Annotated in this window: 11 protein-coding genes and 1 pseudogene; 1 reads left to right on the top strand and 11 read right to left on the bottom strand. The window is 70.6% G+C overall.

The genetic code is table 11. From position 1 onward, the window contains the following. Positions 1-138: 138 nt before the first annotated feature. Positions 139-888 carry a hypothetical protein gene (locus QMG39_RS08860; RefSeq protein WP_281884131.1) on the bottom strand — a complete coding sequence of 250 codons (750 nt, stop codon included), beginning with the start codon at positions 886-888 and terminating at the stop codon, positions 139-141. A 1,499-nt stretch (positions 889-2,387) separates the two neighbouring features. On the opposite strand from QMG39_RS08860, the gene QMG39_RS08855 reads away from it, so the two are divergent. Then, a complete protein-coding gene (locus QMG39_RS08855; protein WP_281884129.1) occupies positions 2,388-3,029 on the top strand; it encodes a hypothetical protein in 642 nt (213 codons plus the stop codon). Positions 3,030-3,072: 43 nt separating this feature from the next. Here the strand turns inward: QMG39_RS08855 and arfB are convergent, their stop codons facing one another. From arfB to QMG39_RS08805, 10 genes and pseudogenes are all read right to left on the bottom strand, one after another. Further along, positions 3,073-3,510: an alternative ribosome rescue aminoacyl-tRNA hydrolase ArfB gene (arfB, locus tag QMG39_RS08850; RefSeq protein ID WP_281884127.1), complete on the bottom strand. Its 438-nt coding sequence runs from the start codon at positions 3,508-3,510 to the stop codon at positions 3,073-3,075. A 43-nt stretch (positions 3,511-3,553) separates the two neighbouring features. Beyond that, the gene (locus tag QMG39_RS08845) at positions 3,554-4,690 is read right to left on the bottom strand and encodes a class I SAM-dependent methyltransferase (RefSeq protein WP_281884125.1); all 1,137 of its coding nucleotides are present in this window, start codon (positions 4,688-4,690) and stop codon (positions 3,554-3,556) included. A gap of 166 nt (positions 4,691-4,856) precedes the next feature. Next, positions 4,857-6,479, bottom strand: a complete 1,623-nt coding sequence (locus QMG39_RS08840; protein WP_281884123.1) for a LuxR family transcriptional regulator — start codon at positions 6,477-6,479, stop codon at positions 4,857-4,859. Beyond that, entirely contained in the window at positions 6,415-6,744 is a 330-nt protein-coding gene (locus QMG39_RS08835) for a hypothetical protein (protein ID WP_281884121.1), read from the bottom strand. The genes QMG39_RS08840 and QMG39_RS08835 overlap by 65 nt, the downstream gene beginning before the upstream one ends. A 100-nt stretch (positions 6,745-6,844) precedes the next feature. Further along, positions 6,845-7,864 carry a zinc-dependent alcohol dehydrogenase family protein gene (locus QMG39_RS08830; RefSeq protein WP_281884119.1) on the bottom strand — a complete coding sequence of 340 codons (1,020 nt, stop codon included), beginning with the start codon at positions 7,862-7,864 and terminating at the stop codon, positions 6,845-6,847. Between the two features lie 88 nt (positions 7,865-7,952). Next, positions 7,953-9,224, bottom strand: coding sequence for an ABC transporter substrate-binding protein (locus QMG39_RS08825; RefSeq protein WP_281884117.1), 1,272 nt, complete (start codon positions 9,222-9,224; stop codon positions 7,953-7,955). A gap of 78 nt (positions 9,225-9,302) precedes the next feature. After that, positions 9,303-10,439 (bottom strand): branched-chain amino acid ABC transporter permease, encoded by a 1,137-nt coding sequence (locus QMG39_RS08820; RefSeq protein ID WP_281884115.1) that lies wholly within the window; start codon positions 10,437-10,439, stop codon positions 9,303-9,305. Next, positions 10,436-11,317 carry a branched-chain amino acid ABC transporter permease gene (locus QMG39_RS08815; protein ID WP_281884113.1) on the bottom strand — a complete coding sequence of 294 codons (882 nt, stop codon included), beginning with the start codon at positions 11,315-11,317 and terminating at the stop codon, positions 10,436-10,438. Before QMG39_RS08815 ends, QMG39_RS08820 begins: the two co-directional genes overlap by 4 nt. Continuing rightward, positions 11,318-11,971: pseudogene (locus QMG39_RS08810) on the bottom strand (ABC transporter ATP-binding protein); the annotation flags it as partial. A 101-nt stretch (positions 11,972-12,072) separates the two neighbouring features. Then, positions 12,073-12,897, bottom strand: coding sequence for an ABC transporter ATP-binding protein (locus QMG39_RS08805; protein ID WP_281884109.1), 825 nt, complete (start codon positions 12,895-12,897; stop codon positions 12,073-12,075). Between the last annotated feature and the right edge of the window lie 330 nt (positions 12,898-13,227).

Genomic DNA, 13,227 nt, shown 5'->3' with positions numbered 1-13,227 from the left:
CGAGAACCTCCCGGCGGAGTGGAACTGCTTCCACTACCCCCTGAACCGGAGGTTCTCGTGTCCCGAGCCGACTCTTGCCGGACAGCGCCGTCCTTGGCAACGCCTCACCCGTCATCCCGCATCTGGGACCTCGATCGGCTATCGCTCAAGCTGGATGGTCTTGTCGGTAGCAATGTGATCTAGTGCTCGTTCCACGAGTGGGTGTGCGCATAGCCCGTGTGTGGTTTCCCATCGATCGAGCCAGCCAGCGAAGTTCAAAGTCGTGAACCGCAGCAGGTTCTGCACATCGGCGAAGATCAGTGCTGGCGAACGACGAACCTGAACACCGTCGGTTCCCAGTCCGGGCATGGGGCATCCGAACACAACCGGTTCGCAATGGCTGATGCGGTTGCGTGCCCAGTTGACGCGTTGCGCGAGTCGCGCAATATCCCTGCGTGGCGCCGAGAGCCTGTGCTTGAGCGCGGGTTCCCAGAGATCCCGGACGTAGTAGGCACGCGACCCGTCTGACCTCTTGTCCCCCCTGCCTAGCAGGTTGACCCATGTGCCCAGCATCACCTGGGCGATGATCTTGCCCGACGGAGCGTTAACACCTACGGCGGCCTCGGCCTCAGAGAACGCCTCGTCTGCGGTTGCGTCCAGCAGTTCTCTCTGGTTCTGAAACCATCGCTCGCCGTACTGTGCTGCGAGCGAGCGGTGAATGGTCTCCCGCAGAGCGACCTCCGCGAATCTCACGCCAGCATGGAGATTCGCTGCAAGTTCTGCATCGATGAGGTACAGCGCGACGGCATCCTTGTCACCTGCGGTGGCAGCCCGGAATCGCCGAAGACGTTGCTTGGCAAGACTCTGGACAAGCGCCGTCTGCTCGGCCGGATGCAGTTGTGGGATCACGCTAGCGAGGATAGTATGGGGTCATATTCCCACGGCAACGGCCGTTTGGGTTTCGGAAACCGTCGTAGATCCTTGGGTCACGACGGTTTCATCTTTAACTCGCCAACCCACCCCGGGTTGCGCTCCGCACGCCGCCATCACGCGAAGTCCTGACGCGCGGCCGGGCCGATGATCCGATATGCCGAGGCTGTCAACAAGGGCCGTCCATGTTGCCGCCGCGCATGTTCAGAGCAGAGACCGTCCTACAGCCGTCCTACAGCCCTGAGTGCCAGTCAGGCGTCGGTGGACATCAGTACTCTACGTACATGGCACGGGTTGACCGGCGAGACCGATTGAGTACCTCGACCGAACTCATCGCTGAGTGTGAGGCCCAGATGTGGCGGGCCGCCGCGGAAGTTGCGGCTGCGCGAGCGGCCCGCGATGAAGCCGAACGGCGCCTCCAACTGGCACGTGACGCCGTAGGTCCCATGATCCAGAGGTATGGCTCGGCCTTGGATCTCAACAACCAACACGTGAGTCGAGAGACTGTCCGGGCGCTGTACTGGGATCACCCCGACATCAGGGCACGAGACATCTCCGACGCCTTTGCGATAGAAGGAGGCGCGGCTGCTGTGCACAGGCATTCCGGCTCCAGCGAAGTAGTGGTTTGGTGCGTTGGGGGCTGCGACACCGAGATCCGGATAAGGAGTCGAACCTCTTGGTCGGACATCTGCGAACCGTGCATGGCGCGTCGCACTCAGGAACGGCGCGAGGCCCACGAGGCGTGGCAGGCCCAGCACAGGGCGGCGCGAGAAGCAGACAAGGACCGAGACCGCGTGTGGATTCGAGAGCAACTATCGGCGGGCCGCACACCAGAGGAGGTCTCGAGATCTTGGGAGCCGGATGAGACGAGTTCGCTCGCTCGCGCCATATTCCGGGAGACGTTGCTGGAAGAGCTCGCACGTTGGATTCCCTCGCGCCATGTTCGGGAAGACGTTGGTGGATGAGCTCTCACGTCCAATTGTGATCCATGGCAAGACTGGCCTCTGCTGACATGCGGTGCAGGACGTGCGCCCCGGGGCCACACGACACCGAGGTGTCCGTCACTCATGCGTTAGCGCGCTAGAAGCATCTCACCCCAGGCCGCCCGGAGGCCTCTCCTACGTCAACAACGATCCGGGTCAGTACATCTAGCGCATCGATTGTGCAGTCACCGGCACTGAACGCCATGCCCTCGACCGCCAGTTGCGCGGAGACAGCAAATTGCGCGAGCTGCGCGCCCGAGTAGCCAGCGTGGCTGTCGGCGCCACAGAGTCGATACGTGCCCCCTCTCGGCGAGCGCCCTTGCGGCGCAAAGCACGCAAGCCCCGCTTGGCGACGTGCTGTCTCTCGACCATTCCAGCGAAGCAATATCTAGGAGCCGTGCCCACTTGCCGGCCATGTTGCCATCTAGTTCGAGCCCCAAGCGACGATATGCTCCGCCTATGCCGGGCATTCGTACCAACACACAGGCGTCGTCGGTGTCGTTGATCATCAATGAGTCGCCGAACGTGACGCTTGCTGGGTTCGAGCAAGACATGGCGGATGTCGAATCTGTGATCGAGCTCGCAACGCTAATGGCCCGCGTGGAGTATGTGGGTCACGTTGGGCGACTGCCGAGGGAGGTGAAGCTCTCCCACATACACTACGGAAGTCCGCTCGAAGTCGGGATACTCATCGCTGGATGGTCGTGGGTACTCGTGAAGGGCTTACAGGCCATCGCAACTGTCGTGGACACTTTCAGCAACAGCTCCGCACGAAGGGCGGAGGGCCGGGCCGCTGACGCAGAAGCCGAACGGAACACAGCAGAGGCCGAGAAACTGCGGGCCGAAGCAGAAGAGATCCGCTTTCGCACCCGCTCGGCTGCGGAGGCTCAGCGGACCGAGTTGGAGAGGCACCTCCGTGCACGGCTCCACTTCGATGAGTTCCTGACCGTCGCGAGTAGTTCGCTCTCAGACCCTGACCGCGGGGCCTTCGAGTTTGCAATGAAGACGCCTAGGGAAGACGGCGCGAACTCTTCGCACCCCAACGAGGCGGACACGCAGGAGAGACGACAGATGCTCGAGCGCCTCGCCGCAAAGGGATTCGTGCTCGACACCAGCAATCTACGGCCATCCACCTAGCACGTCGTACACGATGTAACCTGCGGCTCGGCCCGGGCGCGAGTCAGTCGACGGGCGGGCGCCGCAGGCGCTTGACGTCGGTGCGGCGCTTCTTCGCGCTGAGGCGACGTTCCTTCGAGCCGCGGCTCGGCTTGGTCGGTCGGCGCGACGGCGCCGGCGGGCGCAGGGCGTCGCCGACGAGCTCGGCGAGCCGCGCCCGGGCGGCGTCCCGGTTGCGCAGCTGGGCCCGGTGCTCGGATGCGGCGATCGTCAGCACCCCGTGCACCAGTCGACCGCTCAGGCGGTCGAGCAGGCGCTCGCGCTGCTGCGCCGAGAGCGCGGTCGAGCCCGCGACATCCCACACGAGCTCGACCCGGGAGTCGGCAGTGTTCACGCCCTGCCCGCCCGGGCCCGACGACCGCGAGAAGCGCCAGGTCAGCTCCGACTCGGGAATCGTGAGCCCGGCAGTGACCCGCAGTCCGGGGCGATGGGCGGCTGGCATGGGCCCATCATGCCCCGGGACGGCGGGCTGTGCGAGGCATCCGTCAGATGAGCTCGTAGAAGCGCCAGAAGCCGAACTCGGGCACGATCACGCGCACGTCGCTCCAGCCGGCCTCGCGGGCGTACCCGCGCAGCGTGTCGGGGCGCATGACGGTGCCGGTGGCGGCGCTCGACCCGTGCGAGCGGCCGTCGGGCAGGCAGACGAACAGGCTGAAGCCGTACATCAGCCGGTCGAGGTCGCCGGCGTTCGGCGCGAAGGCGTCGGCGACCGCCTCATCCATGATCACGACCGAGCCGCCCGGGCGTACGGCGTCGCGCATCGCCCGCAGCACCTCGACCGGGTGGGGCAGGTCGTGGATGCACTCGAAGGCGAAGATCGCGTCGAACGGGCCGTGCTCGGCCAGCTCGGCGGCATCCGTCGCCTGGAACCGCACGCGATCGGCCACGCCCGCCTCCCGCGCGTTCTCGCCCGCGGCGACCACCGAGGCGGTGTCGACGTCGAAGCCCTCGACCCGCAGCTGCGGGTACGCCGACGCCAGCGCGATCGACGACCAACCGAGGCCCATGCCGACGTCGGCGATGCGGGCATCCGGCCGCGACAGCGCCTCGTGCACGTGCGGCACGTCGGCCAGCACCGCGGGCATCGCGTCGAACCAGGGGCGGTTGCCCTCGGCCTGCGACTCGCGGGCGTCGGCGCCGAACTGCTGCCAGCTCACGCCACCGCCCGTGCGGTACGCGTCGAGGATGCCGGGCATCGCCTGGCTCGCGGCGGCGAACATGCGCGCGAGCGGCGCGATGTAGGCGAGGTTCCTCCGGTCGGTCAGCACCGGCTCGGCGTGCGCCGGCAGCGAGTACCGACGCTCGTCGGCGGGCGCCGCGGGGTCGTCGACGGTGAGAATGCCGACGGATGCCTGTTGCTCCAGCCACTCCCGCGCGTAGCGCGCATCGGTGTCGGTGCGGGCGGCGAGCTCGGGGGCCGCCAGGGCGGCGCCGCCCGAGAGAGCGTCGTACCAGCCCAGCCGGCCGCCGACGTGCACCGCCATCGTCTCGACCGCGCCGAGGATCGACGCGAACATGCGCTCGCCGAAGGCGTCGACTGCGGCGTCGTCGACCGTGTCGGCCGTGCTCTCTGTGTCGATGGGCTCGGGCGCGACCCGCGCCTCGTGCTCGGTGATGGTCATGATGTCCCCTCCAGGTCGTGCCGACGCGTCGTCGGCACTTCCGAAGCTACGGAGCGGGGAGGGTGCGGCTCATCGGCCGAATCATGCATCCGTGGGCGGCGGTCTGCATAGCGTGATGCACGGGGCGGTCGGCGGGGCTGCTGGGCCGGGCCCGCGACCCCTTGGCCTACGAACCGTCGGTCTCGTCCCGCCACCATGCGGCCGCGGCCGTGCGGGAGCCGACGCCGAGCTTCAGGTAGATGTTCGCCAGGTGGCGGCCGACGGTCTTCTCGCTGATGAACAGCCGGGTCGCGACATCGCGGTTGGATGCCCCCTGCGCGACGAGCGCCAGGATCTCGCCCTCGCGCTCGGTGAGCGGGCCGGTGCGCGGCGCCTCCGGGCGCTTCTGCACGACGACCGGCAACGCGCCCAGGCGATCGAACGCCGCTGCGGCGTCCGCGCGCATCTGCGCTGCCGCGGCGGCGTCGCCCTGCGCGTCGAGGCCAGCGGCGATCCACGAACGCATGCTGGCCTGCTCCCACCGCAGCCCGAGCCGGGTGAACAGGCCCAGCGCGCGGTGGAACGCCTCCACCGCGCCGGTCGCGTCACTCTCGGCGAGTGCGACCATGCCGCTGCCGTGCTCCGCCCAGGCGCGGAAGCCGTCGGTGCCGAAGTCCTCTGCCGCGGCGACGAGCTCGTCGCGCAGCTCGCGGGCATCAGCCTCACGGCCGGTGGCGATCGCGACCTCGATTCCTGCGCGCAATAGGCGCACGCGGGCCAGGCGGTCGCGCCCGATCAGGGCGGAGGTGAGCAGCGCCCACGCCCGCTCGCCGTCGCCGTCTGCGAGGTGCAGGAGCGCCTCGCCGGGTGCCGGGTCGATGTCGAGCTCGCGGGCCTGGTCGTACGCCGCGCGGGCTCCGGCGACGTCGCCGCGCAGCCGCCGGATCTCGCCGACCTGGTACCAGCCCTCGCCCGCGACCCAGGGGTCGGCGGACTGCAGGTCGGCGCACGCCCGTTCGAGCTCGGACTCGGTCTCGGTCCAGTCGCCGCCGGCGCTACGCAGTTCGAGGCGGTGCACGCGGCACACGCCGACGTAGACCGCGTCGGCGCCGTATCCGGCGCACCACTCCTCGGTGGCGTGCGTCCACTCGGCCATGCGCCGGTAGTCGGCGAGCTCGTAACAGGCGTGGATGGTCATGCAGAGGATGTCCCCGGCCCACTCCGGGGCGACGTCACCGCCGACGACCGCCAGCATCGCCTCGTCGAGCTTGCCGAACCCGCCCGCCGCGTCGCCCGAGCGCATCGCGCGCATGCCCTCGACCACGGCGGCGATCGCGCCGACGGCCGGGTCGTCGAGGGCGTCGTCCAGCTCGCGCAGTCGCGCGACCGACTCCGCGGTCCACAGGTCCTCGCTGCCCGCGGCGATGCCGCTGGCACCCTCCAAGTAGGCGAGGTAGGCGTGGGACAGGCTGTCGGGGCGATCCGCCAGCAGCTTCTGCGCGCGACGCGCCCAGGCCGTGCCGACGGTCAGCTCGCCGCGCGTGAGGCGCAGCAACGAGATGAGCAGCGCGGTGTCGGCGCAGGCGACCTCGTCATGCTCCGCGCGCGACGCGCGGTAGGCCGACTCGAGCGACACGAGGCATCCGTCGATGTCACTCAGCCACCACTGGCTCGCGGCGAGGGCGCGCAGGTCGCTCGGGGCGAGGCCGCCGTCGGCGTTCGCCGCGAGGAACCCCGCTCGAGCGTCACGCCAGTTCGCGTCGCGATGGGCCCGGCGCGCCGCGTCGATCATGACGCTGGCGTCGGTCATGCCGGGAGCCTACCCGGTAGCGCAGATACATGGCGAGCATCGCCAGCATCGTGACCAGGTAGAAGCCGTGCAGCACCCAGACCGGCCCGAACGGGAGCGTGACGACGTAGAACGTGTGGAACAGGTTGCCGATGTTGCCCATCCACAGCGCCGGGAGGCTGTACGACGCGAGGTCGCGCGAGCGCACCGCCTTGACCACCATCGGCAGGTTCGCCGTGGCGAACAGCACGGTCGACACCGTGCCGGCGAGGGTCGCGAGTTCCATGGAGGCGACGCTACGAGTGGGCGGGTCGCTCGCGCGTCGGCCGTTTCATGCAACTCGCGCGGGGGCCTGCATGGTTCGATCCATCGACGCGGCGGCGTGGTCAGAGGGTGAGCAGCACCTTGGTGGCGCGGCGCTCGTGCATGGCTCTGTAGCCCTCGGCCGCCTCCTCGAGCGGCAGGGTGAGGTCGAAGACCTTGCCGGGGTCGATGGCGCCGTCCCAGATCAGGCGGATGAGGTCGGGGAGGAACCGGCGCACGGGAGCCGGGCCGCCCTCGGCGCGGATGCCGGCGAAGAAGAGGCGGATGCCGGGGATCTGCACCTCGTAGTTCAGGCCGACGTAGCCCAGGTGGCCGCCGCCGCGGGTGGCGCCTACCGCCTGCATGAACGACTCCTGCGTGCCGACGGCCTCGACCACGGAGTGCGCACCGAGCCCGTCGGTGAGCTCCTTGATCTTCGCGATGCCCGCCTTGCCGCGCTCCTCGACGATGTCGGTCGCGCCGTAGTGGCGGGCGAGTGCCTGCCGCTCGGGGTGGCGCGACATCGCGATGATCCGCTCGGCGCCGAGTTGCTTCGCCGCGAGCACCGCCATCAGCCCGACCGCGCCGTCGCCCACGACGGCGACCGTCTTGCCCGGGCCTGCCTCGGCGGCCACGGCCGCGTACCACCCGGTGCCGAGCACGTCGGAGGCCGCGAGCAGGTGGCGCACCTGCTCCTCGGTCGGCTCGCCCGGCGTCGCGACGAGGGTGCCGTCGGCGTAGGGAATGCGCGCCTTCTCGGCCTGCGTGCCGATCTGCGCGACGAACGTGCGGTGCACGCACTGCGACTGGTAGCCCGACCGGCAGATCTCGCACGTGTTGTCGGAGATCACGAACGACCCGACGACGTAGTCGCCCACCTTGAGGGTCTTCACGTCCGCGCCGATCTCCTCGACCACGCCGACGTACTCGTGCCCCATCGGGGTGTGGTCGACCGGCTCGATGCCGCGGTACGGCCACAGGTCCGACCCGCAGATGCAGGTCGCGGTCAGCCGCACGATCGCGTCGGTCGGGTCGATGATGGTCGGATCTTCGCGCTCCTCCACCCGGACGTCGCCGGGGGCGTGGATGACCACTCCACGCATGGTGGACCTCCTTCACATGTCCAAGGGCACGAGCGGATGCCCCTGAGCCACCACGCAGCTCAGGGGCATCCGCTCGGCTCAACCGGCGTCAGCCGACCGGGATGCCGTCGTTCTCGATCGGGGCCGAGCCGCCCTCGTACACCTCGACCGGGCCGTCACCGGAGTCGGTCACGAACGGCGAGCCGTCGATCGGCACCTGCGCGCCGCTCACGACCTGCGTGATCTGCGCGCCTGCGTAGCCGGAGTGGCTGTCGGCGCCGAAGGCGAGCGGCACGACGCCGCTGCCGACGAGCTCGCCCGAGGCGACGACCTCGAGCAGCGACTCGCGGGTCGGGTTGTCACCGGCCTTGGCGAGCGCTTCGGCGGTCAGGTAGCCGATCGCCATGCCGTAGACGGTGTTGCCGTTGAACACGTCGGGGTCGCCGTACTCGTCGTTGATATCGCGGAACAGCTGCACCCACTCGTCACTGTCGTCGCCGGCGGCGCCGAGGTAGTTCGACGAGATGAAGCCCTCGAGCAGCAGCGGGGCCGACTCGCCCAGGTACTCGGCGAGCGTCGGGTAGTCGGCGCCGGGGTTGGCGGTGATGTACTGCGGGAACCATCCGAGCTGTGCGGCCGTGCCGATCGTCAGCGCGGTGAACCCGGGGATGGAGGCGAGGAACGCCACGTCGCATCCGGCCGACTGCATGGCGACGACCTGCGCCGAGACGTCCTGGTTCGAGACCGTGTAGACCTGCGACTCGGCGAAGTCGGCGCCGAGGGTCTGCAGCACGCCGGCCGAGAAGTCCTCGCCGAAGTCGTCGTCCTGACCGAGGTAGCAGTACGTGCCGTCGGGGAACTCCTCCGCCGCGTACGCGCCGAGGATCTTGCCCTCGCGGGTGTAGTCGGTGTTCACGCCGAACGTCATCGGGTACGCCTCGGGCTGGTCCCAGGCGAGGCTGCCGGATGCCACGAAGAGGTCGGGCACCTCGTTGTCGTTCAGGAAGTCGAGCACCGCGCTGTGCGTGGGCGTGCCGAGGCCGCCGACGATCGCGAAGACCTCGTCTTCGAGCACGAGCTCGCGCACGACGGTCTGGGTCTCGGCCGGGTTGTAGCCGTCGTCCTTGACCAGGTACTCGATGGTGCGGCCGTTGATGCCGCCGTTGTCGTTCACGTAGTCGAAGTACGCCTGCGTGGCGGCGGAGATCGACGCGTAGCCGGCGGCCGCGGGGCCGGTGAGCGGCTGGTGGGTGCCGATCACGATCGACTCCTCGGTGACGCCGGGCGCGGCGTCCCCGGGGGTGCTGCACGCGGCGAGCGCCGGTACGGCGAGGGCCGCTGCGCCGAGCGCGGCGATCCATCTGGTGGTGTGCTGTGTCATCGTCGACACCCTTTCTCTCGGTGTGGGCAACGCGGTGATGGTGACGCGGTGCGGATGATGCGGTGTGGTGGTGCGCGTTCAGGTGGACGTGGTGCGGGTGGTGCGGGTGGTGCGAGAGCGGATGCGGCCCCGCAGGGCGACGAGCGCCCCCTGGATGCCGCGCGGTGCGGCGATCATGATCACGACGAGCAGGGCGCCGAAGATCAGGACCGCCAGGTTCCCGTCGAGCCGGCTCACGGCGTCGTCGGGAAGCGGGAGGGTCTCGGTGACGGCGGCGATGGCCTCGGGCAGCAGCACGAGCAGCAGCGCGCCCCAGACGGCGCCGGGCAGGGTGCCCGTGCCGCCCACGACGATCGCGACGAGCAGGAACAGCGAGAACGCCAGGCCGTAAGCGCCCGGGCTCGCGGCCTGCGTCACGTACGCCAGCACCGCCCCGCCGAGGCCGGCCGCGCCCGCGCTGATCGCGAACGCCTGCACCTTCACCCGGAACGGGTCGATGCCCGAGAGCCGGGCCGCGGCCGTGTCGTCGCGCACGGCCTGCATGCGGATGCCGCTGGGCGAGCGCCCGAGCTGCGCGAGCAGCACGAGCACGATCGCGGCCGCCACGAGGGCGACCCACGCCTGCCACTGCTCGTTCGCGATCACCGTGCTGAGCACCTCGGGGCGGCGCTCGGTCTGCACGTACAGGCCCTGGTCGCCGCCGAGGAGTCCCGAGAAGGTGCTCGTCACGGCGGGCAGGGCGAGCACGATCGCGAGGGTGAGGCCCGCGAGGTACGGCCCATGCAGGCGGGCGCCGGCGGCGCCGACGAGCGTGCCGAACGCGGTCGCTGCGACGACGGCCACGAGGAACGGAGCGAGGAGCAGCACTGGGCCCTCGATGCCGGCCTCGGCGAGGCCGTTCGACGTGAGCGCGAAGGCGTATGCCCCGGTCGCCATGAAGGCCGCGTGCCCGAGCGAGAGCTGCCCGGTGCGACCCACGAGCATGGTGAGCCCCGCGGTCGCGCAGACGTACGCGGCGGTCAGCGAGAGCAGGTAGTTGCGGTACGGGTCGAGCAGGAAGGTCGCGCCGACGGCGAGCACCAGGCCGATCGCGGCGACGGCGTACCGCCCGCGCACCGTGCCGAGGAGGGCGGGGCGTCGGCCGGAGGCATCCGCTCGCTGTTCTGGCATGCGGGCCTCGCTCGTGTCGGCGGGTCGTTCGGTGGTGGTGGTCATGCGACCCTCGCCTCCCTCGCGGCGAACAGTCCCTGCGGGCGGGCCAGCAGCACGACCAGCAGGATGAGGACGATGGCGATCGGCGCGAAGGTCGCGCCCGCGAACGCCGTGACGAAGGTGAGGATCACGCCGACCGCGAGGCCGGCGACGACCGCGCCGACCGGGGAGTCGAGCCCGCCGACGATCGCGACGGTGAACGCGTAGACGAACAGCTGGTCGCTCGCGTGCGGGTTGAGGCCGAGCTCGGTGGGGATCACCAGCAGCGCGGCGAGGCCGCCGACCGCTGCCGAGAGGGTCCAGCCGAGGGTGCGCATGCGGTCGACGCGCACGCCGTTCAGGCGCGACACCTCGGGGGCGAACGCGGCGGCGCGCATCGCGAGACCCACGCTCGTGCGGGTGAACAGCAGCGCGAGTGCCGCCATGAGCACGCCCACGACCACGAGCACGAACAGCGAGTACGGCGAGATGACCGCCACGTCGCCGATGCGGATCGGCTCGCGCGGGAACGGCGCCGGCATGGGCCGGTAGTCGGCCCCGAACGCGATCGCGAGCGTCGAGGTGAGCACCATGACCAGGCCGATCGCGACGATGACGGCAGCGAGCGGATTCGACCGGTCGACGAAGCGCATCACGCCCCGCTCGACGATCCAGCCGAGCACCGCGCCCGAGACGAGTGCCGCCGCGAGGCCGATCCAGTAGTTGCCGGTCAGTGCGCTCACGTGGAAGGCGACGTAGCACGAAACGGTGGCCATCGCGCCCTGCGCGAAGTTGGCGATGCGGGCCGCGCGCCAGATGAGCACCAGGGCCAGCGCGAAGGCGGCGAAGATCGCACCCCGGGCGAGGCCGGTGCCGGCGAGCAGCAGGATCGGGACGTCCATTCAGAACCCCAGGTAGGCGTGTCGGAGCTGCTCGTCATCGAGCAGCGCGGCGGACGGTCGGGCGGCCACGACCGACCCGAGGTTCAGCACGACCCCGGTGTCGGCGACGGAGAGGGCGCTGCGCACGTTCTGCTCGACGAGCAGGATCGCGAGGCCCCGCTCGGCGCGCAGGTGCGCGAGCGTGCCGAGGATCTCGGCGACGATGCGCGGGGCGAGCCCGAGCGACGGCTCGTCGAGCAGCAGCAGGCGCGGGTGGGCGACGAGCGCGCGGGCGATGGCGAGCATCTGCCGCTCGCCGCCCGAGAGCGAGTGGCCGTGGCTGGTGCGGCGCGCGGCGAGCGCGGGGAAGAGATCGTAGGCGGCGTCGACGTCGGCGCGCAGCTCGCGGCGATCGCCTCGCCAGAGGCCTCCCAGGCGGAGGTTCTCGTCGACCGTGAGCTCGGCGACCGCGTGGCGGCCCTCGGGCACGTGCACGATGCCGCGGCGGATGCGGTCCTCGACGCGCGCCGTGGCGAGGTCGTCGCCGTCGAAGCGCACGGTGCCGGCCTGCGCCGGGAGGAGTCCCGAGAGCACGCGCAGCAGCGTGGACTTGCCGGCGCCGTTCGCGCCGACGACGGCGACGACCGAGCCGGCCGGGACCGCGAGGTCGACGGCGTGCAGCACCTCGCCCTGCCCGTAGCCGGCGACGAGGCCGGAGACCTCGAGCAGGGGCGCGGGCTGCGCGTCGGCGCGAGCGGTGGCGGTGAGCGTGTCGGTCATGCGGCATCCTCCCCGTCGACGTCGACGCCCAGGTACGCGTCGACGACGGCCTGGTCGTCGCGGATCTCGTCGGGCGTGCCCGTGGCGAGCATGCGCCCCGAGTCGAGCACCGCGATGCGGTCGCAGAGCGACATCACCAGGTCGACGTGGTGCTCCACGAGCAGCACCGAGCGGCCGTGCTCGCCGCCGGCGAAGTCGCGCACGAGGGCGGCGAGCTCGTCGATGTCGGCCGCCCCGAGGCCACCGGCGGGCTCGTCGAGCAGCAGCAGGTGCGGCTCGGAGACGAAGGCGCGGGCCAGGGCGACGCGCTTGCGCTCGGGGTAGGGCAGGGCCTCGGGCATCCGCTCGCCTGCACTCGCGAGGCCGACCCGTTCGAGGGCTGCCTCGGCGCGCTCGGCGGCCTCGCGCAGGAAGCGGGCGGATGCGGGTGCGCCGACGAGTCCCGCCGCCGCGCCGGGCGCTCCGTGGCTGAGGCCGGCCATGACGTTCTGGCGCACCGTGAGTCCGGGGAAGAGGCCGAGACCCTGGAGGGTTCGGGCCACACCCAGGCCGGTGAGGCGGTGCGGGCGGGGGCGGTCGACGCCCATGACACGGACCGTGCCGGTGCGGGGGCGCACGATGCCGCAGGCGACGTTGAAGAGCGTGGTCTTCCCGGCGCCGTTCGGACCGATCAGCCCGACGACGTGGCCGGCGCCGACCGCGAGCGACGCGTCGTCGATCGCGACGATGCCGCCGAACCGCACGGTGACGTGCTCGAGTCGCAGCGGGTCCGCCGCGGGCGGGGACGCCTCGTCGCGGGCGGGTGGAGCATCGACGGACATGGGCACCTCATCGTGTCGCCGGTCGTTGGTTCGGCCACTGTAGCAGAGAAACCGACTGGGCGGTATGTTCCGTGGAGAGCGCTCCCCGCGAGGGCCGCCGATCGGGGCTCGCGTGGCGGTCGGGCGGATGCGGGTGGGCCGACGCGCGGCCCCACGGCCGTCGCGGCCCTCGCGTGTGCGAACCGTCGGAGACTTCGTGCGACACGCCGGCCCGAGGCATCCGTCATCGGCGTGTCGCGGAGAATCTCCGACGATTCGCACGCCCGCCGTGCCGCGACGGGCGGTTGCGAGCGGATGCCGGCGGGCCGATGCGTGCCCAGGCATGCACGC

The organism is Agromyces rhizosphaerae, assembly GCF_027925245.1.
Lineage (GTDB): Bacteria > Actinomycetota > Actinomycetes > Actinomycetales > Microbacteriaceae > Agromyces > Agromyces rhizosphaerae.
This window is presented reverse-complemented; position numbering and strand designations above follow the sequence as displayed.

What these genes read in the sequence shown, in the direction of transcription:
- arfB (WP_281884127.1), bottom strand. Translation starts at nt 3,510, where the DNA reads ATGCCAGCCGCCCATCGCCCCGGACTGCGGGTCACTGCCGGGCTCACG.
- QMG39_RS08845 (WP_281884125.1), bottom strand. Translation starts at nt 4,690, where the DNA reads ATGACCATCACCGAGCACGAGGCGCGGGTCGCGCCCGAGCCCATCGAC.
- QMG39_RS08840 (WP_281884123.1), bottom strand. Translation starts at nt 6,479, where the DNA reads ATGACCGACGCCAGCGTCATGATCGACGCGGCGCGCCGGGCCCATCGC.
- QMG39_RS08835 (WP_281884121.1), bottom strand. Translation starts at nt 6,744, where the DNA reads ATGGAACTCGCGACCCTCGCCGGCACGGTGTCGACCGTGCTGTTCGCC.
- QMG39_RS08830 (WP_281884119.1), bottom strand. Translation starts at nt 7,864, where the DNA reads ATGCGTGGAGTGGTCATCCACGCCCCCGGCGACGTCCGGGTGGAGGAG.
- QMG39_RS08825 (WP_281884117.1), bottom strand. Translation starts at nt 9,224, where the DNA reads ATGACACAGCACACCACCAGATGGATCGCCGCGCTCGGCGCAGCGGCC.
- QMG39_RS08820 (WP_281884115.1), bottom strand. Translation starts at nt 10,439, where the DNA reads ATGACCACCACCACCGAACGACCCGCCGACACGAGCGAGGCCCGCATG.
- QMG39_RS08815 (WP_281884113.1), bottom strand. Translation starts at nt 11,317, where the DNA reads ATGGACGTCCCGATCCTGCTGCTCGCCGGCACCGGCCTCGCCCGGGGT.
- QMG39_RS08805 (WP_281884109.1), bottom strand. Translation starts at nt 12,897, where the DNA reads ATGTCCGTCGATGCTCCACCCGCCCGCGACGAGGCGTCCCCGCCCGCG.